This is a genomic window from Yersinia enterocolitica subsp. enterocolitica (assembly GCF_901472495.1).
In the GTDB taxonomy this organism is placed as follows: domain Bacteria; phylum Pseudomonadota; class Gammaproteobacteria; order Enterobacterales; family Enterobacteriaceae; genus Yersinia; species Yersinia enterocolitica.
Map to the genome: position 1 here is coordinate 4,392,382 of NZ_LR590469.1, position 25,368 is coordinate 4,417,749.

Consider the following 25,368-nt stretch of genomic DNA (forward strand, 5'->3'; position numbering starts at 1 on the left):
AATCATATAGCCAATATTATTCGGCTTTGTCGAATTTAATGATTTTTTATTAAAAATAAATGACAAAAATGGAAAAAAAGCCAATAACAGAATTCAATTCTGTTATTGGCTAATTTGGTTGCCATATTGATTAGGATAATCATGATTATCGGCTATGGCGAATTAACGTCTTATATTATTAAAAGAAGTATTTGGCGCTAATTTCTCTCAGACAAAAGTGGTTTATCCATCTGAACCAGAAAATTCTGTAAGAATCTTAAAAAACATTAGTGAAGCATGCAAAGGTTGTATTAATGTTACCTGTAATTTTATTGGGTGGTCGCGCCCCTAAGTATCAGGTCCTAAGAAGGAATGCAGTGTGTCGAAATTGCGAGTGGGTGTGATTTTTGGCGGTAAATCGGCTGAACATGAAGTGTCATTACAGTCGGCCAAGAACATCGTAGATGCGATTGATAAAGAAAAATTTGATGTAACGCTGTTAGGTATTGATAAACAAGGTAAATGGCATGTTAATGATGCATCTAATTACTTGTTAAATGCAGAAAACCCAGCATTGATTTCTCTGAACCATTCAAATAAAAATGTCGCGCTGATCCCAGGCCAAGAGCATCAGCAGCTGATTGCTACCGATAATGCCTCTGCATTGGCTCAGTTGGACGTCATTTTCCCGATTGTCCATGGGACATTAGGGGAGGATGGATCCTTGCAAGGCCTGCTACGGATGGCAAATATTCCTTTTGTCGGCTCCGGTGTTGTGGGTTCTGCGGTTAGCATGGATAAAGATATCACCAAGCGTTTATTGCGTGATGCTGGGTTGAATATCGCGCCATTTATTACCCTGACACGGGCGAATAAAGATAACTATCGTTTTGAGCAAGTTACGGCAAAACTCGGGTTACCTTTATTTGTAAAGCCAGCAAATCAGGGCTCCTCGGTTGGTGTGAGTAAAGTGCGTAATGCATATGAATATGAGCAGGCGGTAGCATTAGCCTTTGATTTTGACCATAAAGTGTTGGTGGAGTCGGCTATTGTTGGGCGAGAAATCGAATGTGCAGTGATGGGCAATGATAATCCGCAAGCCAGTTTGTGTGGTGAAGTCGTCATTAGCGACGAGTTTTATTCCTATGACACAAAATATATTAATGAAACTGGTGCTAAGGTCATTATCCCTGCATCAATAGACAGTGCCGTCAGTGATAATATTCGGGCAGTCGCTTTAGCGGCTTTTCGCGCACTTGAGTGCCGTGGTATGGCTCGGGTCGATGTCTTTTTAACAGCTGATAACACTATAATTATTAATGAAATAAATACCCTTCCTGGATTTACCAATATTAGTATGTATCCTAAATTGTGGCGCGCTACAGGGGTTGGCTCGACGGAATTGATCACCACACTGATTGAGCTGGCTTTAGAACGTCATCAGCAAGATAAATCGCTAAAAAGTTCTATTATTAAGTAACACTGACTATCAGAATTCAATGATAAAAAGCTGCCGTGCGCAGCTTTTTTATTGAGATGTCATGTGTATACAATCAATTTGACAAAATGTCATAAAGTGACAATACTTCAATTATGAAACTAACAGAAGATCAACTCCTGTTGCGGGAGAGCAAAAAAATCGTTGAAGCACTGGGCAAAACATTTGCACCCTTAGTGGAATTTGTCTTGCACGACCTGACTCAGCCTGAACATGCTATTGCGGCGATTTCAAACAACTTATCCGGTCGGGAAGTCGGCGAACCAGCGACTGAACTGGGCTTGAGCCGTATTGCTGATCCTAACTTCCCTGAGGTCATCCTTAACTATCCGAACCAATTTCCTGATGGCCGTCCGGCAAAAAGCACATCAATTGGCCTGAAAAATAGCAAAGGAGAGTTTATCGGGGCTCTCTGTCTGAATATGGACATCTCCCTGTTTTCTGCCGTTAGTGCCAGCTTGTCACAGCTGACACAAACTATGCCCACCGAAATTCAAGAGTCTTTGGCATCACCTCGCCTTGAGATGTTACGGACTCAGTTGGAACAATTTGCAGCGGCGCACAATACCACGCCACGCGCACTGAATCCGGCACAGCGGCGTGAAATTGTCCGTCAATTGGCACAGGCCGGTTTGATGGATTTGAAAAATGCCCAGACCGTGGTTGCTAATAATCTGGGTGTCGCCCGCTCGACTGTCTATACCTATCTCCCTACTGAAGGAAACTGAAGATGGCCCCATTAGCAATCTGTTACGACGATATTGTTCAAGCACATCAGCGGATTACTGGGGTTGCGCTCAAGACTCCGGTTTTGACCTCATCCACTGCCAATGAGCAGACCGGCGCGCAGCTGTTTTTTAAATGCGAAAATTTCCAGCATATGGGGGCATTCAAATTTCGAGGGGCCTATAACGCGCTGGTGAAATTATCGCCGCAACAGCAAGCAAAAGGGGTTATTGCTTTCTCGTCGGGTAATCATGCACAAGCTATTGCTTTGTCGGCTCGTAAATTAGGGATTCGCGCTGTTATTGTCATGCCTAAAGATTCTCCAGCGGTCAAAATTGCGGCGACCCGTGGCTATGGCGGCGAAGTGGTGCTGTATGACCGCTACCTTGAAGATCGCGAAGCTATTAGCAATAAACTGGCACAGAAACAGGGGCTAACCTTAATCCCGCCATACGATTATCCGGATGTGATGGCCGGCCAGGGGACAGCGGCGAAAGAATTATTTGAAGAAGTGGGTGAGTTGGATGTGCTGCTGGTACCACTTGGGGGCGGGGGGCTGTTGTCTGGTTGTGCCACAGTCGCCAAAGCGCTTTACCCCAATTGTCAGGTGATTGGGGTGGAACCTGCCGCGGGTAATGATGGGCAACAGAGTTTCCGCAGTGGAAAAATTGTTAAGATTGAAACGCCAGTGACCATTGCGGACGGTGCACAAACAGCGGCTTTGGGTCACTACACTTTCCCGGTCATTCAGGAGCGAGTTGATAATATTCTGACTGCGACTGATGATCAGCTAATTTCTGCGATGAAATTTTTCACCAGTCGAATGAAGATTGTGGTTGAGCCCACCGGCTGTTTAGGGGCTGCGGTGGCTTTTGGTGACCAGTTGGATCTGCGCGGTAAACGCGTTGGGGTCATTATTTCGGGCGGTAATGTCGATTTAGCGCGTTTGGCCCACTTTATTGATAAGCTTTGATGATGTCTCAGCCTATCTTGATAAATTCAACATCAGGCCTGCCGCCGGCGGGCCATTATAGCCATGCTGTCTGTGCCGGGGGGATGATCTATCTCTCCGGTCAATTGCCTGTCACGCCACAGGGGATGGCCTTATCAAATCAACCTTTCGATATTCAGGTTAAGCAGGTATTTACCAATATTGAGGGGATACTCGCGGATTGTCATTGTACTGTAAATAATCTGGTTCAGGTGCGCGTTTATTTGTGTGATATCGCACTATGGTCACATTTCAATGCGCTATATGCTGATTGGCTGGGGCCACATAAACCGGCTCGCTGCATAGTACCGGTGCCAGTTTTGCATCATGATCTGGCCTTGGAAATTGAAGTGGTTGCGCTCCTTCCTACCTAGTTTTTCGCCGTCATACCATTGGTGTGATGAGGATTTAGGATAATCTTGAATTTTTCCGATTTAACTGTATTCTTATACAGTGGTTTGGTCGGGGGAATAAACATGCGAAAAATTATTCATGTCGATATGGATTGCTTCTTCGCGGCAGTCGAAATGCGTGACGATCCCAGCTTGCGTGATATTCCTATTGCGATTGGCGGTAGCCGTGACCGACGCGGTGTTATTAGCACCGCCAATTATCCCGCCCGCCGTTATGGGGTTCGCAGTGCGATGCCCACCGCGATGGCATTGAAACTTTGCCCGCAACTGAAAGTGATCCCCGGCCGAATGGCGGCGTATAAAGAAGCTTCGCAGCATATTCGTGAGATTTTTGCGCGCTATACCCCATTAATTGAGCCACTTTCGCTGGATGAAGCCTATCTGGATGTCTCTGATTGTCAGGCATGCAGTGGTTCTGCCACATTAATAGCACAAGAAATCCGCCAAGCCATTGCGATGGAGCTTAATTTAACGGCTTCTGCCGGTATTGCCCCTATCAAGTTTTTAGCCAAGATCGCGTCTGATTTAAATAAACCCAATGGTCAGTATGTGATAACCCCGGATCAGGTATTGCCTTTCTTGCGCGACTTACCGCTAAGTAAAATCCCCGGGGTGGGTAAAGTGACCGCAAAACGTTTACAAGAGCTGGGGCTGATAACCTGTAGTGATGTACAAAACTATTCGCAGGCAGAATTATTAAAGCGTTTTGGTAAGTTTGGTCATGTGTTGTGGGAGCGCAGCCACGGCATTGATGAACGTGAAGTTTCTCCTGATCGTTTACGTAAATCAGTTGGAGTCGAGCAAACGCTAGCCGAAGATATTCATGATTGGGAAAGCTGTGAGTCATTGATTGAAAAGCTTTATATTGAGCTGGAGACTCGCCTTCGCAAAGTCAGGCCAGATCTGCACATTGCCCGGCAAGGGGTGAAACTCAAATTTCATGATTTTCAGCAAACGACACAAGAACATGTTTGGCCACAGCTGAATAAAGCCGATTTATTACAAGTGGCACGGACAGCATGGAATGAGCGGCGCGCAGGGCGTGGGGTTCGACTGGTCGGGTTGCATGTCACGTTGCTCGATCCACAACTTGAGCGGCAATTGTTGCTGAGTTGGGAATAGCGCTGAAAATAGTATGAAAAAAGGCGAACCATTAGGCCCGCCATTATTGGTATTGAAAGTTAGCTAGTTCAGCTTATGCGCGCTCAGGAATCGCTTTCAGCAACGCCGTCAGCAATTGCCAATATTGACCCACGCTTTCGATATGAACTTGTTCATCCGGTGAATGTGGCCCAGTCATGGTTGGCCCAATCGACACCATATCCATATCTGGATAAGGTTTCTTGAACAAACCACATTCCAGACCGGCATGAATCACCATGATATTAGGTGTTTTGTTAAACAGCTTTTGGTAGGTTTCCCGCACCAACGCCATCACCGGTGAGCTTGGATCTGGCTGCCAGCCAGGGTAGCCGCCTTTTGGTGCAGTTTTAGCGCCAGCCAACTGACCAATAGCTGTCAGCATACCGACGACGTAATCTTTACCGCTGTCGATCAGGGAACGAATCAGGCAAATGATTTCTGCTTCGTTTTCATTCATGGTAACCACACCCACATTCAGTGAGGTTTCAACCACGCCTTTCACCGCATCACTCATACGAATGACACCGTTTGGTGTGGCATTCAATAAAGCGATCAGGTGCTGCTGCGTCTCTTTGGTCAGCGCTTTGGCATCAATAGATGTTGGTTCAAGCAGTACAGTCAGATTTTTTTCAACTGCGGCCAGCTCATTTTTCAAGGTGGCCAGGTACTCTTGGCTCAGGCTTTTCAGCTGATCGACTTTGTCTGCAGCAATTGCCAGAGTCACAGAACCTTCACGTGGGATGGCATTACGCAGGGTGCCGCCATTCAAATCCAGTACCCGCAGGTCTAACTCTTTGGCATGATCGAACAGGAAACGAGCCAGCAGTTTATTGGCATTGCCGAGTCCTAAATGGATATCAGCCCCTGAGTGACCACCTTTCAAACCCTTAATTGTCAGTTTCAGCGTCTGATAACCCGCAGGGACTGCTTCGCGCTTCAGGGCCAGAGTGGTGATGAAATCAATACCACCAGCGCAACCCATATAGATTTCGCCTTCCTGCTCGGAGTCGGTATTAATTAAAATATCGGCTTGTAACCAGTTAGGTTGCAGACCAAATGCGCCATCCATGCCGGCTTCTTCGGTCATGGTCAGCAGCACTTCCAACGGGCCATGCTCGACGCTATCGTCAGACAGTACCGCCAGCGCAGAGGCCATACCAATGCCATTATCAGCCCCTAATGTAGTGCCACGGGCTTTAACCCATTCACCGTCGATATAAGGCTGAATAGGATCTTTGGTAAAGTCATGCACCGTATCATTATTCTTCTGCGGAACCATATCCAGATGGGCTTGCAGGGCCACGGGCTTGCGGTTCTCCATCCCCTTAGTAGCAGGCTTACGCAACAGGATATTACCGACCTTATCACGCTCGGCATGCAGACCTTTTTCTTTGGCCCACGTCATAATATGTCGAGCCAGCGCTTCTTCATGGTAAGACGGGTGAGGGATCGAGCAGATTTTTGCGAAAATATCCCACAACGGCTGAGGCGAAAGTTGAGACAGTTCAGACACTGTAAGTCTCCTGTAACAGCATTCTCATATCGGCAACCTCACAGTAGAGATGTCAGAGATGCTATTGGGTTGATGACTAAAGATTTTAAGGGTGGTGATACACCGCCATTAAGATGGCGAGATAGTTTGAGAATATCACTTTCATGGGTATTACGCGCGTATCGCCGCACAATAACTGTAACTAACCTGATTAATTAGCCGGATAATTGCTGGTTTTTATCCGGCTGGCTCTCTATAATCTCGCGCAACCTTTTTTCCCCTTCTGAACCATGGCAAGCCACTTCTATACTGGCTGGGATTACACTTTATGAGCGAAAAATACGTTGTTACCTGGGATATGTTGCAAATTCACGCCCGCAAATTGGCAAGCCGTTTATTGCCTGCTGATCAATGGAAAGGCATCATCGCGGTTAGCCGTGGTGGCTTAGTACCAGCGGGTATTCTGGCGCGTGAGCTGGGTATTCGTTATGTCGACACTGTTTGTATCGCCAGCTATAACCATGATAACCAAGGTGAGCTTAAAGTCCTGAAACGTGCTGAAGGCGATGGTGAAGGCTTTATCGTGATTGATGACTTAGTTGATACTGGCGGTACCGCGAAAGCTATCCGCGAAATGTATCCGAAAGCACATTTTGTCACCATTTTTGCCAAACCTGCTGGACGCCCATTAGTTGATGACTATGAGGTTGATATTCCGCAGGGTACCTGGATTGAACAGCCTTGGGATATGGCGGTAACCTTCGTTGCCCCACTAAGCGCTAAGTAATTTAACCCTTTATATACCCAATAGATTTCGAGATGCAGGAAGGCGGCAAGCGAGAGCGTCCCACTGAGCTTATACGAGTCAGTGATTCGGGTGATTGAGCGTAGTTAACACACCAGCAACTTGAAATATGAAGGGAATAAATGCCCGGTGCCTACCGGGCGTTTCATTTTCCCCGCAGTATGAGTACACTTGACTCCATCTGAGCAGCCCTAAAGGGCTTGAATCACGGCTTATGGAGGCTATTGTTATCATGGCACAAGCCAACCTTTCTGAAATCCTGTTCAAACCAAAATTTAAGCATCCTGAAACCTCAACGCTAGTGCGGCACGCCCACTGCAATCAGGCAATGAATGTTCATTCGGCGCTGGATGGTGACACAACCAGTCATTGGTATCGCATGATCAACCGTCTAATCTGGACCTGGCGTGGTGTTGATCCGCTTGAAATCGAAGAGGTATTGTCACGCATTGCTTGCTCTAAAGCGGAACACAGCGATAACGAACTGCTCGATACCGTGGTGGGTTACCGCAATGGCAACTGGATTTATGAATGGGCCCATCAGGGGATGCAATGGCAGCAAAAAGCCATGGAAGAAGCTGACCCAATGAATGCCGGCCAGTATTGGTTGAATGCGGCAAATTTATACAGCATTGCCGGTTATCCACATCTGAAAGGGGATGAGTTGGCTGAGCAAGTGGAGGTGCTGTCTAACCGCGCACATGAAGAAGCGGCTAAACATCTGCCTTACACCTTGAAAGAACTCAGTTTTGATATTTCTGATGGCGGTACGCTTACCGGGTTCCTGCATATGCCGACTATCGGCAGTGCGCCATTTCCAACTGTACTGATGTGCGGTGGGCTGGATACTTTGCAAAGTGATTATCATCGCCTGTTCCGCGACTATCTGGCCCCCAAAGGAATAGCGATGTTGACCATCGATCTGCCATCCGTCGGGGCTTCATCAAAGTGGAAACTCACTCAGGACACCAGCTTCCTGCATCAGCAAGTGTTGCAAGCATTGCCCAATATTCCGTGGATTGATCACCTACGCGTCAGTGTTTTTGGTTTTCGTTTCGGTGCCAACGTGGCAGTACGTTTGGGTTATCTGGAACCACAACGTGTACGTGCCGTGGCGTGTCTTGGGCCAATTGTGCATCATCTTTTGTGCAACGCGGATAGCCAGCGAAAATTACCTGATATGTATATGGATGTGATGGCCAGCCGCTTGGGCATGGCGGATGCCGCAGACGAAATACTCAGAGCAGAAATGAACCGCTACTCTTTAAAAACCCAAGGGTTATTAGGGCGGCGTTGCCAAACTCCTATGTTGGCTGGTTTCTGGGAAAACGACCCTTTCAGCCCGAAAGAGGAAGCTAAACTCATTTGTTCTTCTTCTGCCGATGGCAAATTATTATCCATATCATCAACACCGCTGTATGACAATTTCCATCGCGCATTATTGCAAACCAGCCAGTGGTTAGAAGATAAAATGCGTTAATGAGTTGCTAATTTTTAACAGTTTGCTAAAAAGGTGAGTCTACATAAGGAGATTTAAGAATGACGTCAACCAGTGCTCATCCTAAAAGCAAGCTTATGAAACGTTTTGCAGCTTTAGGGCCATACCTGCGTGAAGGGCAGTGCCAGAACGACCGATTTTTCTTTGATTGTTTGGCTGTGTGCGTCAATGTGAAGCTTGCTCCAGAAAAGCGCGAGTTCTGGGGGTGGTGGATAGAGCTGGAACCGGCGGCTGATCATTTCACCTATGTTTACCAGCTCGGCCTGTTTAATAAAGATGGCGACTGGAAAGCGGAAAAGATTAAAGATCCTGAAGTACAAGAGAAACTGGAGACCACATTACGTGGTTTCCATAAACGCCTCGCCGAGATGCTGACTTCCATTGAAATGAGATTGGAGCCAGCCCAAGATTTTAGCGAGCAACCGGTTAAGTTGTCGGCATAAATATAGACCTGTTTAACTGGCATTGCAGGCTTGTACTCAACCTGCAATGCCAATTAAGATGCTGATCCGCAAAGTGCTTGGCATAACGTCTCCCACCTGTTAAAAAGACTCCTATACCCTTTCTTTTATTCTTACATCCCAACGGCAGAAAAATTATGAGTGGCAGCCAGACATTGGTTGTGAAATTGGGGACAAGTGTCCTGACTGGCGGTTCCCGTCGGCTTAATCGTGCCCATATTGTTGAACTGGTGCGCCAGTGCGCCCAGCAACACGCAAAAGGTCATCGTATTGTTATTGTCACCTCTGGTGCCATTGCAGCAGGGCGTGAACACCTGGGTTATCCAGAATTACCCGCCACTATTGCTTCAAAGCAATTGCTCGCCGCTGTCGGGCAGAGCCGGCTGATTCAGCTTTGGGAACAACTGTTCTCAATCTATGGGATTCACATCGGCCAGATGTTGCTGACCCGTGCTGATTTAGAAGATCGTGAGCGGTTTTTAAATGCCCGCGATACCATGAATGCTTTGCTGGATAACCGCATAGTGCCGGTTATCAATGAGAATGATGCTGTTGCCACTGCTGAAATCAAAGTTGGCGATAACGATAATCTCTCTGCATTGGCGGCGATTCTGGCTGGTGCCGATAAGTTGCTGCTACTGACAGACCAGGCCGGGCTATACACTGCTGATCCACGTAATAATCCGCAAGCTGAATTAATTCGTGAAGTGCATGGTATTGATGATGCTTTGCGCGGGATTGCAGGCGACAGTGTCTCTGGTCTTGGCACCGGTGGCATGGCGACAAAATTGCAGGCTGCTGATGTCGCTTGTCGTGCCGGTATTGATGTCGTGATTGCTGCGGGTAGTCAAGTGGGTGTTATTGCTGATGTGATTGAGGGAACGCCCGTTGGCACTCGATTCCACGCGCTGGAAACACCACTGGAAAACCGCAAACGCTGGATCTTTGGTGCACCGCCAGCCGGTGAAATTACCGTCGATGATGGCGCGGTAACCGCGATAATGGAGCGCGGCAGCTCGTTGCTACCAAAAGGCATTCGCAGTGTGGTGGGGAACTTCTCTCGCGGCGAAGTTATCCGTATTCGTAATCTCAGTGGGCGCGATTTGGCTCACGGCGTGTCACGCTATAACAGTGATGCCTTACGTATGCTGGCGGGGCACCATTCGCAACAAATCAGTGAAATCCTCGGGTATGAATATGGCCCGGTGGCTGTTCATCGTGACGATATGATTGTCAGCTAAGGAGCAAGCATGAGCATGCTGGAACAGATGGGGAAAGCCGCTAAACAGGCTTCCTGGCAATTGGCAATGTTGAGTACGGCAAAGAAGAATCAAGCTTTGGCGGTGATTGCCAATCTGCTGGAATCTGAAAGTCAGGCTATTTTACAGGCCAACGAACAAGATATGGCGGCTGCCCGTGACAGCGGTATGAGTGAGGCGCTGCTGGACAGATTGTTGCTAAGTCCTGCACGTTTAGCCGCCATTGCTAATGATGTGCGTCAGGTATGTCGCCTGAATGACCCTGTTGGCCGGGTTATTGACGGTAGCTTACTCGACAGTGGCTTAAAACTTGAGCGCCGCCGCGTCCCGCTGGGAGTGATTGGTGTCATTTATGAAGCACGCCCTAATGTGACGATTGATGTGGCCAGCTTATGCTTGAAAACGGGTAACGCGGTTATTTTGCGTGGCGGTAAAGAGACGCACCACACCAATCAGGCAACAGTGAAAGTTATCCAGCAAGCGCTGGAGCAATGTGGTTTACCACCCGCTGCGGTGCAGGCGATTGAAAGCCCGGATCGTGAGTTAGTGACTCAATTACTGCGGATGGACAACTATATCGACATGTTGATCCCACGCGGCGGAGCGGGCTTACATAAATTGTGTCGTGAGCAATCGACCATTCCGGTTATCACCGGCGGCATCGGTGTTTGCCATACTTTTGTCGATGAAAGCGCGGATTTTGAGAAAGCCTTATTAGTCATTGAAAACGCTAAAATTCAGCGGCCAAGTGCATGTAACTCATTGGAAACCTTGCTTGTCCACCAAGAAATTGCCGCGCGTTTCCTACCGATATTGAGTGATAGAATGCATGCCTTTGGTGTGACACTGCATGCCAGCCCGCAAGCTATGCCGTTTTTGGTGGAAGGTAAAGCCAGGGTCGTGGCGGTAGAAGCCGCTGATTATGATGACGAATGGCTATCTCTGGATCTCAATGTGGAGATTGTGGCTGACATCAATGCAGCCATCGGCCATATCCGTGAACATGGCACCAGTCATTCTGATGCTATTTTGACGCGCTCACTCGGCAACGCTGAACATTTTGTTCGCGCGGTTGATTCATCAGCCGTTTATGTCAATGCCAGCACGCGTTTCACTGATGGTGGCCAGTTTGGCTTGGGCGCAGAAGTGGCAGTCAGTACACAAAAACTCCATGCTCGTGGCCCAATGGGGTTGGATGCATTGACAACCTATAAGTGGATTGGTTACGGCGATGATTTAGTTCGTAGCTAATTTATTAGAATCGGCGCTATTCAGTAAAGCGATATTTGGCATCCGCCAATGTCGCTTTATTTTTAAATTTAATCCAGCGGATGGCGTTTAAGATAATAACTTATTTTATAATCAGCCGGGTTAAAGGTAATTACCGAGAAATCCACAATCACCCCATCCGTGGTATTCGATACCGCCAATAATTGCAGTAATAACGTACGCGGATCACAATGGAGCTGCAAAGCGAATTCCTGACTGGCTACAATCGGTAAAAAAGTTTGCCGACAACCTTCAATTTGGTAATTAGCCTGTTTTTCAATAAAGTCATACTTTGATGATTCAAGATGGTGGTAGGTTAAATCTGGCATCAGCGTCACGGGCAAATAACTTTCTTCTATCTGAATGATCTGTTTATCGGCATAGCGTAATCGCTTGATATAATATGTTTTGTCATCTTGTTGGATATTTAATTGGCTGGCAATAGCCTGCGGAGCTCTGATGATTTTGAATTCAGATACCTCCGTATGGGGTGTTTTTCCGAGCATTCTCATGTGTTCAGTAAAACTATTCAGATGATTATTATCGTGTTTAAGATCTTTCCCGATAATAAAGGTGCCACGACCTTGCTGACGCTCTAATAAGCCATCCTGAATTAAAATATCCAATGCCTTTCTGACTGTCATTCGTGACGCACCAAAACGTTCAGCTAACTGAATTTCAGAGGGTAAGCAATCACCCACGGAAACATCCTGATGATTTATTAGCTTTCGGATATTAGTGACTAGATTTTTATATACCATTTTCATACCTATTTGGGTGGAGATACTCATCACGAATGTGTTTTCAACTATTTGATAAATAGCCGATAAAATTCTGTTGGTATAAAAAACATCTCAAATGTCTAACTTTTATGAAAATAATATACAAGTATGACTAGTGATTTAATGCAATCGTGATCACATATTTTTATCAATCGTCAAATCATAACCTGCCGATTCCATAGAGTGATGACTGTTCATACTCAAGAGGGAAGCGGTCATGTTAAGTTCGTTTAATCGGTTTGGCGGGGCAATGCTCGGTGCGGTGCTACTCTTCCCTTTTGCCGGGATGATAGTCGGTCTATCTTTGGTACTGCAAAATCCAACCTTTGCCAGCCCAGATGGTCTATTTTTCCAACTATTGAAAATTATTGAATCCGGCGGTTGGACGGTATTCAATAATATGGGGTTGTTATTTGCTGTTGGCTTACCAATTAAATTGGCAAATAAAGCGCCAGCCTCTGCTTGTTTAGTCTCATTAATTACTTATCTGACCTTTAATGCTTTCCTCGGGGCAATGTGTGAAGTCTGGGGCGCACATTGGGGGGTTAATTTCGCACAAGAGACCGGCGGCACCAGTGGTCTGGCGATGATTGGTGGCATTAAAACGCTGGATACCAGTGTGATTGGTGCAATTCTGTGTGGCAGCCTGGTGACCTGGATACATAACCGCTATTACTCAACTGAATTACCTGACTATATCAGCATCTTCCAGGGCGCAGCTTTCGTTAATATTCTTGGTTTTATTGTCATGCTGCCGCTGGCTTTTATAACATTAATGCTATGGCCAAAAGTACAGTTAGGCATGATTTCATTGCAAGGTTTCATTTTGCATGCCGGTAATTTTGGTATCTGGTGTTATATCTTCCTGGAAAAGATCTTATTGCCTACCGGCCTGCATCACTTTGTTTATAGCCCTTTCCAATATACTGATGTCGCTGTACCTGGTGGTACCACACTGTATTGGCTAACCCATTTGCAAGAATTTAGCCAATCGACCGAACCGTTAAAACAGCTATTCCCGGCTGGCGGTTTTGCCATGCAGGGCAATGGGGCGGTATTTGGTGGTTTGGGAATGGCGTTGGCAATATACAGTACGGCAAAACCAGAAAATAAAGCCAAGGTTGCTGGGTTACTGATCCCGGCGACCATTACCAGCATGTTTATCGGTATTACTGAACCGCTGGATTTTACCTTTCTGTTTATTGCTCCGGCGTTATTTGTAGTCCATGCCATGCTTTCCGCTACCATGACCGTGGTGATGTATAGCTTGGGTGTGGTGGGGAACTTTGGTTCTGGAATACTTGAGTGGGCAACACAAAACTGGATTCCAATGTTCAGTAACCACGCCAATGTCATGATTACCCAAATTATTGTCGGCCTTATTTTTAGCGGTATTTATTTCCTGATATTCCGAGTTTTGATTCTGAAATTTAATTTCAAAACCTTGGGGCGTGAAGATAGCGATCTCAAGCTTTATTCAAAACAAGATTATAAACAAAAAGGCGAAAGTCAGGGTAATGAGTTCCAACAGCGTGCCAGTGCTTATTTAGAAGCCGCTGGTGGGAAAGATAATATCGCGAGTTATACCCACTGCTTTACTCGTTTGAGATTAGTGGTAAAGGACATTAGCCGGGTTCAGCCCAGCACTGCATTCAAAGCCTATTCCGCGATTGAGGTTTATAAAAATGGCAATGATGTGCAGGTGATTGTTGGCAACAATGTGACGCATATTTATGAACAATTTGCTGAGTTGATGAATTAAGGAGTTTTTAGATGAAAAAGTCATCCATTTTGATTGCTGGTGGTGGTTCAACGTATACACATGGCATTATTCTTATGCTACTGGATAATTTACATCGTTTCCCTATTTCGGAAATAAAACTGTATGACAATGACGGCCCACGCCAGGAGATTGTCGCCAAAGCTTGTGAGATTATTCTGCGTGAGCAATCAAGCGGAATAAAGTTCTCCTATACCACCGACCCCAAAGCTGCTTTTAGTAGTGTTGATTTCGTGATGGCACATATTCGGCAAGGCAAACTTCCGATGCGTGAGAAAGACGAAAAAATCCCAATGAAATATGGCTGTGTTGGGCAGGAGACTTGTGGCGCGGGGGGAATTGCCTATGGTATGCGTTCTATTAGCGGGGTGTTGGAGATTCTTGATTATATGACGGAATATTCTCCGAATGCCTGGATGCTAAATTACTCAAACCCGGCTGCTATTGTTGCTGAGGCGACGCGCCGCTTACGGCCGACGGCTCGTATTTATCATATTTGTGATATGCCTATCAGTATTGAAGAGGCAATGGCTAAAATACTGCACTATCCTTCTGCGGCAGATTTAGAAACTCGTTATTACGGACTCAACCATTTTGGCTGGTGGAGTTCGGTACGTGATAAAGCCACTGGCGAAGACTTAATGCCGAAATTGGCCGAACACGTAAGACAATATGGTTATGCTGATGAGCAAGGCGAGGGTAAAGAAGAGATCAGCTGGAATGAAACTTTTGCTAAAGCGCGGGATAGTTTTGCACTAGACCCCAGCAGCTTCCCAAATACCTATTTGCAATATTATTTGTACGGCGACGATATGGTGGCACATACCTCACCTGACCATTCCCGAGCTAATGAAGTGATGGAAGGCCGGGAAAAGTTCGTGTTTGATGAGTGCCGCAAAATTATTGCAGAGAGGAGTGCTGCTAATACTCAACTCAAAATTGATGAACATGCGTCTTATATCGTCGATTTGGCACAAGCTATTGCGTTTAATACCAAGCGTCGCATGTTATTGATTGTGCCTAATAAAGGCGCTATCAGTAATTTCGATAATGATGCGATGGTGGAAGTGCCTTGTCTGGTTGGGTCTGAGGGGGTAGAGCCATTGGCTATTGGTGATATTCCGACTTTCCAGCGCGGCCTGTTATATCAGCAGCATGCGGTAGAAAAATTGGTGGTAGATGCGTGGATTGAAAAGTCCTACCAGAAATTGTGGCAAGCACTGACATTGTCCAAAACTATCCCAAGTGCCAAAGTCGCGAAGCTGATTCTAGATGATTTAATTGAAGCGAATAAATCCTACTGGACCTTGAATTAGCTCTGACAAAACACCGTTACGGTCTATTTAGGCTGTAACGGTGTGCCTAATCAGCGTGTGGCCACACCAGGGACTCACATTTCATTTTATAAAATAATAACTAAAGTTTCGCCAAAATCTGCCGATAACGATGTCTGATATTTATATGCTTATTAATAATAGTCTGGGTAGCCAGAGCAATAAATTAAAGATGGGGATGGCTGGTGAGCGAAACGTCTAAAGAGAATTTTGTAAAAAAAAATAAATTAGCGATCTGTGCAATTCTTCGTGATTTAAAGAAGAATGATACAGCAGTGATGATAGTTCATGCTCGCGGGCAATTTATTAGCCGTATTCTGGATGTCGTTCCTGAGACGAATCAATTTATTTTTGATTTTGGCAGTGTAGCTCATGAGAACATTGCGGCACTTGCTGCCAGCCAACTGACAATCATTGCAGAGCCGACAGGTGCAAAAATTGAATTTACCTGCAATCCACTGAAAGAAATACAGTATTTATCTTTACCCGCTTTTAGTACCTCCATTCCTGACAGCCTTTACTTTATTCAACGTCGGGAATATTTCCGGGTCAATATTCCTCAATGGCCTGCCTATTATTGTGCAGGGAAATTCGCTGATGGTAGTAAATTCTCATACACATTAGCCGATGTTTCTTTGGGAGGAATGGGAGTGTATGCCGTGAAAGGCAGTGAATTCCCAGTCCAAAATTGTGGCATCCTGCGTGATGTGTCAGTCGATTTATGTGGTTTTGGTATTTTTAAGTTGGATTTGCAGTTTATCCGAGCTATCGATAAACAAGTGGTGAATAACAAAGGTGAAACTCTCACGATGCAGCGCCTGAGTTTTAAATTCCCGCGTTTAAGCCCCATCCAGGAAAAAGGATTACAAAGGGCTATTTTTGAACTGGAAAAACAGCAAACGGCCAAAGCGCGAAAATTCCAGGACAATATTTAGTTTCTGAAACACCTGCTGCCTGTGTAATTGTACCCAGACAGCAGAACTGACAATTTCCTCTCTGGTTATGTTTATAACCATTTGTTTTATTTCCCTTATTTTATGCTCTGATCCGTATTTCTTTCTTTGGGCTATAGTTAATACTATTCAGCTTTGTTGCTGCTGTATGTTTATGCATAACGTCAGCCTTTACTCGCCTCTTTTTTGACTGTTCGTTGTTATGTATCAGTCTTTTGCTTTCTACCTTCACTCAGCATCTTTGACAGCATTCTGCCTGTAAGGGGGTTTTCTGTTCAAGACCATGCGGCTATCCCCGATTTTTTGTTACGCAGATTGCCATAAGACTGTATGAGCACCCGACCAGAAAGGTACCTATGAAATCATTTCTAAAGACTATTCTTGGGCAACGATCCATTTTGGGATCACGAACGACAGTCACACCCTGGCATAATTTAGCGCCGGTCAGAGAAGAGTTATTCAGTGTCGAGCGGTTGGAGCAACATGCCGAAAGCCTTGCCAAAGCACAATCGATAACAACTCACCCACCACGGGTGTCTACTTTGCATGCCCGGCTGGATGATAATGCCGATACCTTACTGGCGGCATATCGGGCCAGTGCCGCAGAGTTAGAAAAAGGCCGTGCGGTAGTACCTGCGGCTGAGTGGTTGCTGGATAATTATCATCTGGTTGAAGAACAGATCCGCGAGATCCGCGACGATTTACCGCCGGGCTATTACCGCCAATTGCCCAAACTGGCTGATGGGCCATTTGCTGGTTACCCGCGGGTATTGGGTATTACCTGGGCCTTTGTCGCACACACCGATAGCCATTTGGACCCCGAGGTATTGTGCCGTTTTATTATGGCCTATCAGCGTGTTCAACCGCTGACTATCGGTGAGTTATGGGCGGTCGCGATTACACTGCGTATTGTGCTGATAGAGAACTTACGCCGCCTTGCCGACCAGATTACGCAAGGGCGTAAAGCGCGTGCAGATGCCGAAGCACTGGCAAATCGGTTATTGGCAGCAGGGGATCGCCGGTTAGCTCTAGAGTCCGATATTGCGATGCGTTCAACGGAGCCATTATCTGAACAATTTGCATCTCAGCTGGCAAAACGGCTGCGCGATCAAGACCCGCGCACCACACCAGCACTGGGATGGCTGGAAGACCGCCTGAAGTTACAAGGAGTTACGATCAGCGAAGTGGTACAGCATGCCCAATTACGTCAGGGGGCGTCTAATGTTTCAGTGCGAAATGTGATTACCAGTATGCGGATGATTTCGGATATTGATTGGGCTGATTTATTTGAGAGTGTCAGTCTGGTAGATGAATGTTTACGGCAAGGAAGCGCCTTTGCCAGTATGGATTTTCAAACCCGCAATCTGTATCGCAGCGCCATAGAGCAATTATGCCGTGGCTCGACTTACACTGAACTGGAGATTGCCAACTTTGCCTTACAAGCGGCGCAGAATGCGGTAACCACCGCGGAACCGGAAAATGTCGATCGCTGCCGTGACCCCGGTTATCACTTGATTGGTGCTGGGCGTCGTGAATTAGAGAATCAGATCCGATTCAGCCCCTCAATGCGATTATGGTTCAGCCGCCTAAGTATCAGTCTGGGTGTCGGCGGTTACATAGGGGCGATTTTACTGGTTACGGTGGGATTGCTGGCATTGGCATTGTGGGCGCTCTCTTTCCCAGGTTTGACCGTCGGATGGTTGGTGCTATTTGCCTTAGTCGGGTTTATTCCGGCGACTGAAGTGGCAACAGCGTTGGTTAACCGCGTCATTACCTGGAGCTTTGGTGCCACGATTTTGCCGGGGCTGGAACTGACCAGTGGTGTCCCCGATGGGTTGCGAACCTTAGTGGCGGTGCCCACATTATTGACCAGTAAAGCTGATTTACTGGAGCAAATTGAGCAACTGGAAGTCCATCATTTGTCGGGTACTACCGGCTCTCTGACTTTTGCGCTGCTGCTCGATGGGGTTGATGCTGATACGCAGGTATTGCCGACTGATGGCCCATTATTGGCTTTGGCTGACGAAGCTATTGCCCGACTAAATCAACAATATGGCCCCGGTCCGGCTGGCCCGCGTTTCCTGTTACTTTATCGTCAGCGCATATTTAATGAGAGTGAAAACCGCTGGATGGGCTGGGAGCGCAAGCGAGGCAAGTTGCATGAGCTTAACCGCCTGTTACGTGGAGCAACAGATACCTCATTTATTGCCACTGCGGCTGGTGAACCGCAGGTGCCTACAGGTGTTCGTTATGTGATTACGCTGGATGCTGATACCCGCCTTCCGCGTGATGCGGCGCTGCGTTTAATCGGTAAAATGGCACATCCACTTAATCGGCCACGCTTTAGTGTTGATCAACAACGGGTTGTTGATGGCTATGGCATTCTTCAGCCGCGAGTGACATTGGCATTGCCAATGGGAAAAGGCGGTTCATTGTATCAATGGGCCTTTTCCGGCCCCGGCGGTATCGACCCTTATGCCGCTGCGGTTTCAGATGTTTATCAGGATATGTTTGGTGAAGGTTCCTACACCGGCAAAGGCATTTATGATGTTGATGCGTTTGAAGTCTCACTGGCAGGTAGAGTGCCGGACAATACCTTACTCAGCCATGATCTGTTTGAGGGGGTTTTTGCCCGTGCAGGCTTAGCTTCAGATATTGAAGTGGTTGAAGAGTCACCGGCACGCTATGACGTCGTTAGTAAGCGCCAACACCGCTGGACGCGGGGCGATTGGCAGTTACTGCCCTGGATTATCAAACCATCCATTATCAAACATAGTAAAAACAATCAAAGTATCCCGCTGCTGGGCCGTTGGAAGATGGTTGATAACCTGCGCCGTTCACTGGTTGCCCCTTTTACCTTGTTGTTGCTGGGAGGCTGTTGGATGCTCCCGATGCCAGCGGCATGGGTCGGCGTGCTAGTGGTGATAGTGTTGGCTGCCTTGCCCTCTTTATTGCCGATTTTGTTTTCATTATGGCCATCTCAAAATACTCGACTTAGTAACCATTTACGCTCTTTATTAGATGATGCCAAACGCGCCGGTAGCCAGATATTACTTTCGTTGGTCTTTTTGGCTGACCATGCCTGGCAAATGGCAGATGCTATTGGGCGCACACTGGTTCGCCTGTTTATAACACATCGCAATTTGTTGGAGTGGACGACGGCGGCCCAATCCGCAGGCAAGCCGCGCCCCGGTTTAGCCGGTTTTTATCGTCATATGGCCGGTGGTACATTATTCGGTTTGCTGATGGCCGTCATTGCACTGATTGTCTCTCCCGCCGTCTGGCCGTTGATTTTGCCTTTTGCGCTACTTTGGCTGTTTGCCCCTGCTATTGCATTGTGGGCCAGTCGCGCCCATCAGGTGGTATCGCATAAACCGATGACAGGGGAAGATATTCCTGAGCTGCGGCTGATCGCCCGCCGTACCTGGCGTTTCTTCGAAACTTTTGTCACGCCTGATGAGAATATGCTGCCGCCTGATAATTTTCAGGAGGACCCAAAACCGGTGGTGGCACACCGCACATCCCCGACGAATATGGGCCTGTATTTGCTCTCAACTGTGGTGGCCCGTGATTTTGGTTGGGCGGGGACGTATCGCACCTTGGTACGGCTGGAAACCACTTTTGAAACCTTTCATAAATTGGCGCGTTTCCGTGGGCATTTCTTTAACTGGTATGGGACGCAAGATCTGCGCGCACTGGAACCGGCTTATGTTTCCTCCGTTGACAGTGGGAATCTGGCTGGGCATTTGATTGTACTGGCCAATACCTGTGAAGAGTGGGCCGCAGAACCCTTAGCGGCCAACGGGGCCAAGGGATTGATGGATAATCTGTTGCTGGCTGAAGCTGCGTTTAGGCAACTCCCGCCGGGTGATGCTGATTTTAAACGAAAACTCTGGGCTGTCCTGGAACAAATTCGCCTGGATTTAAAAGATGTTGGCGAAGCTGAAATGTTACCGCTGGCGTTGAAACCTCTGTTAGCGAAAGCCACTGCGATGGTGCACGGTGTCGCTCGCCCAATCGATGATCATGCCTTTATTGATTTGAGTTATTGGATTGAGGCGCTGATTGTTGCTGCCGCAGAACATGAATATGACCAACAATTGACCCAAGAGGTGCAGGATCAGGTCAATGACCGATTGCTCAAATTAGCAGCCGAAGCTCGTCATATGGCGCTGGCGATGGATTTTGCTTTCCTACTCGATCCTGAACGCAAGTTACTGTCTATCGGCTATTCGCTGGCGGATAACAGCCTTGACCCGAGTTGCTATGACTTACTGGCTTCTGAAGCGCGACTTGCCAGTTTGTTCGCTATCGCTAAAGGGGATGTGCCGACGCGGCATTGGTTCCGTTTAGGGCGGGCTGCAACCCCAATCGGCAAAGGTGCGGCGCTGATTTCATGGTCAGGTTCGATGTTCGAATATTTGATGCCGTCATTAGTGATGCGGGCACCCGCAGGGAGCTTATTAGAGCAAACCAATCAATTGGTGGTTGAACGGCAACAGGCTTATGGGCGTAGCTTGAATATCCCGTGGGGGATATCTGAGTCGGCATACAGTGCGCGCGATATCGAGTTTACCTATCAATATTCTAATTTTGGTGTGCCGGGGCTTGGCTTAAAACGCGGCTTATCAGAAAACACCGTCATCGCGCCTTATGCGACGGGGCTGGCTACCATGATTGACCCTCACGGCGCATTGCAAAACTATGAGCGGCTGGTCGATATGGGGGCGCTGGGGCGTTATGGTTTTTATGAAGCGTTAGATTTTACGCGCTCCCGATTGCCGGAAAACCAGCCGGTGGTGATTGTGCGCAACTATATGGCGCACCATCAGGGGATGACCATTGTGGCTATCGCCAATACCTTGCAGCAGGGCCGGATGCGTAATCGCTTCCATCATGAACCGATGATTCAGGCCTGTGAGTTATTGCTACAAGAACGCATGCCGCGCAATGTGGCCATTGCCTACCCACGTACCGAAGAAGTGTTGCTATCAGCGGTGGCGGACAGCGCGTTGCCCACCGTGCGTCGCCTGTCTTCACCAGTTATCGGGCCGCCGGTCACTCATCTATTATCCAACGGGCGTTATGCTGTGATGTTGACCACCGCAGGGGCCGGCTATAGCCGCTGGTTGGATGTTGCCGTCACCCGCTGGCGAGAAGATGCTACCTGTGATGATTACGGTTCCTTCATTTTCCTGCGCGATTTACGCAGTGGTCGCAGTTGGTCGGCTGGGGCACAGTTGGCCGCTAGTGATAATGCGCATCGCGAGGTGATTTTTGGTGAGGATCATGCTGAGTTTATCTGTCGCGATGGCACACTTACCAGCACCATGAATGTCCTGATTTCCAGCGAAGATGATGGTGAAGTTCGTCGCGTTTCGTTGCTGAACACCGGTCGCCGTGCTCGCGAGATTGAACTGACCTCTTATGCTGAAGTCGTGCTTGCGGCAGCCTCGGCCGACAATGCTCATCCGGCATTCGCCAAAATGTTTGTCGTGACCGAGTTCTTACCGGAGCTGGGGGCCTTAATTGCCACTCGTCGGCCTCGGACGGCGCAAGAGCCACAGGTCTGGGCGGCGCATTTTGCGGTGGCTGATGGCTTGCCGATGTCTGCATTGCAATATGAATCGGACCGGGCAAAATTTATTGGCCGTGGTAATCGGGTTGTCACCTCAACAGCACTACAAGCAGGGGTGTCACTGTCAAATACGGTGGGGACAGTGCTCGATCCGATATTCTCGTTGCGCCAAAGCTTACTGGTTCCGGCCGGTAAGACTATCACGGTCTCTTTCTGGACTCTGATTGCCTCTTCAAAAGAAGATTTGCTGGATATGGTGGATAAACACCGTGATCGTAGCGCGTATGATCGTGCTAAAACGCTGGCCTGGACTCAGGCTCAGGTGCAATTGCGCCATCTGGAAATTAAAGCGGAAGAAGCCGCTGATTTTCAGCAACTGGCTGCGCCGATTTTGTATGCCGATGCCCGTTTCCGCTCGCCGTCCACAACTATCATGCGGGGCGCGGGAATCCAGTCAATGTTGTGGTCGCAATCAATCTCCGGCGATTTACCGATAGTCTTACTGCGTATTGAAGATATCGAAGACATTGAGCAAGTGCGGCAATTACTGCGCGCCCATGAATACTGGCGTATGAAACGTCTGGCTGTTGATCTGGTTATCATCAACGAGCGAGCCTCTTCGTATGTACAGGATTTGCAAATCGCCATTGAAACTGCGGTGCGCAGCAGCCAGTCGCGCCCTCGTTTTGGCGATGAACTTCGCCAGGGTTCTGCATATGCTTTGCGAGCTGATCTGATGAGTGCCGAAACACGCGCATTATTGCGCTCTGTCGCGCGAGTGGTGCTCTCAGCCCGTTATGGCACATTGGGCAATCAACTGAATCATCTATTATTCGCGCAGGATAAAAAGGTGGTTCCGCCGGCTAAAAAATTATTCACATCTGATAATCGATTGATTTATAAAGATAAAAAATCAGGTTTTTCTCTGGTTAAATCAGCCAATTCACCGATGACAGCACAATTGCCACTAGCGAAAACATTATTACCGCAACCGGATAATTTGGAATTCTTTAATGGGCGGGGCGGCTTTGCTCAACAGGGGCGGGAATATGTCACTTGCCTCAATGACGGGGAAAATACACCGGCGCCCTGGATTAATGTTATTGCCAATCAGGCCTTTGGTTTCCAAGTTTCCGCGAGCGGCAGTGGTTATACCTGGGCTGAAAACAGTCGGGAAAACCAGATAACGCCGTGGTTAAATGATCCAGTTATCGATTCATCTGGTGAATGCCTCTATCTACGCGATGAAGATTCCGGCCAACTGTGGAGCCCGACGGCGCTGCCTATCCGTGATGGTGGCAGTTACATTGCTCGACATGGCCGTGGTTATAGCCGATTTGAGCATCAGGCTAATGGTATTGGTATGGCGCTGCTGCAATATGTGCCGCTGGCTGACCCAATCAAAATATCTCGCCTGACATTACATAATATGTCAGATACACCACGGCGCATCTCAGTAACGGCCTATGCTGAGTGGGTACTGGCGACATCGCGTGGTGCCACTGGGCCATTTATTATCACCGAAATGGATGATACAACCGGCGCGATGTTGGCGCGTAATCCGTGGAGTACCGCTTTCCCCGGTAGAATTTCTTTTTCCGACCTTAATGGGCAGCAGAGTCGTTGGACCGCTGACCGAAGTGAGTTCCTCGGCCATTATGGCAATAGTGCTGCCCCATTTTCGCTGCTGGCAAAAATACCACTATCTGGCGTGACAGGGGCGGGATTCGATCCCTGTAGTGCGCTACAGCAGACCATTGAACTGGCCGCCGGTGAGCAGGTTGAAGTGGTGTGGTTTATAGGGCAGAGCCCTTCTGTGAGTGAAGCGCAGGCGTTAATTATGCGCTACCGCGCCGCCAATCTGGATGTCGTACTGACTGAGGTTATTGAATACTGGCGTACGGTGTTGGAGGCAGTTCAGGTGAAAACGCCGGACAGGCAAATGGATATCATGCTCAATGGTTGGCTGCTGTATCAAACACTGGCATGCCGGGTCTGGGCACGGTCGGCGTTTTATCAAGCCAGTGGCGCTTACGGATTCCGTGACCAACTACAAGATGGCATGGCGCTCACCTTTGCTCTGCCGGAGACAACTCGTCACCATCTGCTACGTGCGGCCGGGCGACAATTTATTGAAGGCGATGTCCAGCACTGGTGGTTGCCACATTCAGGGCAGGGAGTGCGCACCCGAATCTCTGATGATCGGGTATGGCTCTCTTATGCGACAGCCACTTATATTCTTGCCAGTGGCGACGGCGCGGTACTGGATGAAATTGTGCCCTTCCTCGAAGGGCCGATATTGCATCCGGGCGAACACGATGCCTTTTTCCAGCCATTGGTGGCGCAAGAAACCGCCTCACTGTTTGAACACTGCGCCAAAGGTTTGGATCAATGTATTGAACTGACGGGAGAACTGGGTCTGCCATTGATGGGAACGGGTGACTGGAATGATGGGATGAACCGGGTTGGTGAGGAAGGAAAAGGCGAAAGTGTTTGGCTAGGTTGGTTGCTGGTGGCAACGCTGAAAATGTTTATTCCACTGGCAAAAGAGCGTGATCCGCAGCGGGCCAACCAATGGCAACACCATCTTACTGGCTTAATCGCGGCATTGGAGCGGGAAGCGTGGGATGGTGAGTGGTATCGGCGTGCCACCTTTGATAATGGCAGTTGGTTGGGGGCCAAAGAGTGCGAAGAGTGCCGCATAGACTCTATCGCCCAATCATGGGCGGTGCTATCTGGAGCGGCAGATCCGCAGCGGGCAGTGCAGGCGATGGCCTCGCTCGAACATCATCTTATTCGCCCTAACGATGGCATGGCCTTGTTGTTCACTCCACCGTTCGACAAAACCCCTGACGACCCCGGTTATATTAAAGGTTATCCGCCGGGATTACGGGAAAATGGCGGCCAATATAGTCACGCTGCGATGTGGGTGATTTTTGCTTTTGCCGAGTTAGGGGAGGGGGATAAAGCCCGTGATTTGTTTGCATTACTTAATCCAATAAATCATGGGAATACCCCGGCGGGAATTGAGCGTTACAAAGTTGAACCTTATGTGGTCGCTGCTGATGTTTATTCTGTCGCACCTCACGTTGGGCGTGGTGGCTGGACGTGGTATACCGGCTCAGCAGGCTGGATGCATCGTGCCGGTATTGAAGGCATTCTGGGGATTCGGCGAGAAGGAAAAGAGTTAGTCATTAATCCTTGCATTCCAGCCAGTTGGCAGGGTTTTGAAGCGACTGTTAACCTTGCCAACACGCGCTATGCCATTCGTGTTGAAAGCCCAGCTCAGCGCTGTCAGGGGATCAGTTCTGCGACACTGAATGGCTCGCCTATCTCCTCTCAACCGGATGGATTACGGGTAGCGCTGGACGGTGGAGAGTACGAACTGATTATTATTTTGTAGCTAA

General features: G+C 48.1%; 16 protein-coding genes. 14 read left to right on the forward strand and 2 right to left on the reverse strand.

The window, feature by feature from the left end; translation table 11 throughout:
• Positions 1 to 358 precede the first annotated feature (358 nt).
• From ddlA to dinB, 5 genes are all read left to right on the forward strand, one after another.
• Entirely contained in the window at positions 359 to 1,459 is a 1,101-nt protein-coding gene (gene ddlA, locus FGL26_RS20640) for a D-alanine--D-alanine ligase (RefSeq protein ID WP_005167516.1), read from the forward strand.
• A gap of 113 nt (positions 1,460 to 1,572) precedes the next feature.
• A complete protein-coding gene (locus FGL26_RS20645; protein ID WP_005167518.1) occupies positions 1,573 to 2,205 on the forward strand; it encodes a helix-turn-helix transcriptional regulator in 633 nt (210 codons plus the stop codon).
• 2 nt (positions 2,206 to 2,207) lie between these two features.
• Positions 2,208 to 3,176, forward strand: a complete 969-nt coding sequence (locus FGL26_RS20650) for a threo-3-hydroxy-L-aspartate ammonia-lyase (RefSeq protein WP_032912614.1) — start codon at positions 2,208 to 2,210, stop codon at positions 3,174 to 3,176.
• Entirely contained in the window at positions 3,176 to 3,568 is a 393-nt protein-coding gene (locus FGL26_RS20655) for a RidA family protein (protein ID WP_005167522.1), read from the forward strand. The genes FGL26_RS20650 and FGL26_RS20655 overlap by 1 nt, the downstream gene beginning before the upstream one ends.
• Positions 3,569 to 3,670: 102 nt before the next feature.
• Positions 3,671 to 4,729 carry a DNA polymerase IV gene (dinB, locus tag FGL26_RS20660; protein ID WP_005167525.1) on the forward strand — a complete coding sequence of 353 codons (1,059 nt, stop codon included), beginning with the start codon at positions 3,671 to 3,673 and terminating at the stop codon, positions 4,727 to 4,729.
• A 73-nt stretch (positions 4,730 to 4,802) separates the two neighbouring features.
• Here the strand turns inward: dinB and pepD are convergent, their stop codons facing one another.
• On the reverse strand, positions 4,803 to 6,263 hold the full coding sequence (gene pepD, locus FGL26_RS20665; RefSeq protein ID WP_005167527.1) for a beta-Ala-His dipeptidase: 1,461 nt from the start codon (positions 6,261 to 6,263) through the stop codon (positions 4,803 to 4,805).
• A gap of 307 nt (positions 6,264 to 6,570) precedes the next feature.
• On the opposite strand from pepD, the gene gpt reads away from it, so the two are divergent.
• From gpt to proA, 5 genes are all read left to right on the forward strand, one after another.
• Entirely contained in the window at positions 6,571 to 7,029 is a 459-nt protein-coding gene (gpt, locus tag FGL26_RS20670; protein WP_005167529.1) for a xanthine phosphoribosyltransferase, read from the forward strand.
• 250 nt (positions 7,030 to 7,279) lie between these two features.
• Complete coding sequence (frsA, locus tag FGL26_RS20675; protein ID WP_138060270.1) at positions 7,280 to 8,527, forward strand: esterase FrsA; 1,248 nt, start codon at positions 7,280 to 7,282, stop codon at positions 8,525 to 8,527.
• Between the two features lie 59 nt (positions 8,528 to 8,586).
• Positions 8,587 to 8,988, forward strand: coding sequence for a sigma factor-binding protein Crl (gene crl, locus FGL26_RS20680; protein WP_005167534.1), 402 nt, complete (start codon positions 8,587 to 8,589; stop codon positions 8,986 to 8,988).
• A 155-nt stretch (positions 8,989 to 9,143) separates the two neighbouring features.
• Entirely contained in the window at positions 9,144 to 10,247 is a 1,104-nt protein-coding gene (gene proB / locus FGL26_RS20685; protein WP_005167536.1) for a glutamate 5-kinase, read from the forward strand.
• A 15-nt stretch (positions 10,248 to 10,262) separates the two neighbouring features.
• A complete protein-coding gene (gene proA, locus FGL26_RS20690) occupies positions 10,263 to 11,516 on the forward strand; it encodes a glutamate-5-semialdehyde dehydrogenase (RefSeq protein WP_005167537.1) in 1,254 nt (417 codons plus the stop codon).
• Between the two features lie 68 nt (positions 11,517 to 11,584).
• Here the strand turns inward: proA and FGL26_RS20695 are convergent, their stop codons facing one another.
• Complete coding sequence (locus tag FGL26_RS20695; RefSeq protein ID WP_071530589.1) at positions 11,585 to 12,295, reverse strand: GntR family transcriptional regulator; 711 nt, start codon at positions 12,293 to 12,295, stop codon at positions 11,585 to 11,587.
• A 238-nt stretch (positions 12,296 to 12,533) separates the two neighbouring features.
• On the opposite strand from FGL26_RS20695, the gene FGL26_RS20700 reads away from it, so the two are divergent.
• From FGL26_RS20700 to FGL26_RS20715, 4 genes are all read left to right on the forward strand, one after another.
• On the forward strand, positions 12,534 to 14,078 hold the full coding sequence (locus FGL26_RS20700) for an alpha-glucoside-specific PTS transporter subunit IIBC (RefSeq protein ID WP_005167539.1): 1,545 nt from the start codon (positions 12,534 to 12,536) through the stop codon (positions 14,076 to 14,078).
• Positions 14,079 to 14,089: 11 nt separating this feature from the next.
• On the forward strand, positions 14,090 to 15,412 hold the full coding sequence (locus FGL26_RS20705) for a 6-phospho-alpha-glucosidase (protein WP_005167540.1): 1,323 nt from the start codon (positions 14,090 to 14,092) through the stop codon (positions 15,410 to 15,412).
• 203 nt (positions 15,413 to 15,615) lie between these two features.
• Positions 15,616 to 16,365, forward strand: coding sequence for a flagellar brake protein (locus FGL26_RS20710; RefSeq protein WP_005167541.1), 750 nt, complete (start codon positions 15,616 to 15,618; stop codon positions 16,363 to 16,365).
• A 374-nt stretch (positions 16,366 to 16,739) separates the two neighbouring features.
• Positions 16,740 to 25,364, forward strand: coding sequence for a GH36-type glycosyl hydrolase domain-containing protein (locus FGL26_RS20715; protein WP_138060271.1), 8,625 nt, complete (start codon positions 16,740 to 16,742; stop codon positions 25,362 to 25,364).
• Positions 25,365 to 25,368: the final 4 nt, after the last annotated feature.

What these genes read in the sequence shown, in the direction of transcription:
- FGL26_RS20645 (WP_005167518.1), top strand. Translation starts at nt 1,573, where the DNA reads ATGAAACTAACAGAAGATCAACTCCTGTTGCGGGAGAGCAAAAAAATC.
- FGL26_RS20650 (WP_032912614.1), top strand. Translation starts at nt 2,208, where the DNA reads ATGGCCCCATTAGCAATCTGTTACGACGATATTGTTCAAGCACATCAG.
- FGL26_RS20655 (WP_005167522.1), top strand. Translation starts at nt 3,176, where the DNA reads ATGATGTCTCAGCCTATCTTGATAAATTCAACATCAGGCCTGCCGCCG.
- dinB (WP_005167525.1), top strand. Translation starts at nt 3,671, where the DNA reads ATGCGAAAAATTATTCATGTCGATATGGATTGCTTCTTCGCGGCAGTC.
- gpt (WP_005167529.1), top strand. Translation starts at nt 6,571, where the DNA reads ATGAGCGAAAAATACGTTGTTACCTGGGATATGTTGCAAATTCACGCC.
- frsA (WP_138060270.1), top strand. Translation starts at nt 7,280, where the DNA reads ATGGCACAAGCCAACCTTTCTGAAATCCTGTTCAAACCAAAATTTAAG.
- crl (WP_005167534.1), top strand. Translation starts at nt 8,587, where the DNA reads ATGACGTCAACCAGTGCTCATCCTAAAAGCAAGCTTATGAAACGTTTT.
- proB (WP_005167536.1), top strand. Translation starts at nt 9,144, where the DNA reads ATGAGTGGCAGCCAGACATTGGTTGTGAAATTGGGGACAAGTGTCCTG.
- proA (WP_005167537.1), top strand. Translation starts at nt 10,263, where the DNA reads ATGCTGGAACAGATGGGGAAAGCCGCTAAACAGGCTTCCTGGCAATTG.
- FGL26_RS20695 (WP_071530589.1), bottom strand. Translation starts at nt 12,295, where the DNA reads ATGGTATATAAAAATCTAGTCACTAATATCCGAAAGCTAATAAATCAT.
- FGL26_RS20700 (WP_005167539.1), top strand. Translation starts at nt 12,534, where the DNA reads ATGTTAAGTTCGTTTAATCGGTTTGGCGGGGCAATGCTCGGTGCGGTG.
- FGL26_RS20705 (WP_005167540.1), top strand. Translation starts at nt 14,090, where the DNA reads ATGAAAAAGTCATCCATTTTGATTGCTGGTGGTGGTTCAACGTATACA.
- FGL26_RS20715 (WP_138060271.1), top strand. Translation starts at nt 16,740, where the DNA reads ATGAAATCATTTCTAAAGACTATTCTTGGGCAACGATCCATTTTGGGA.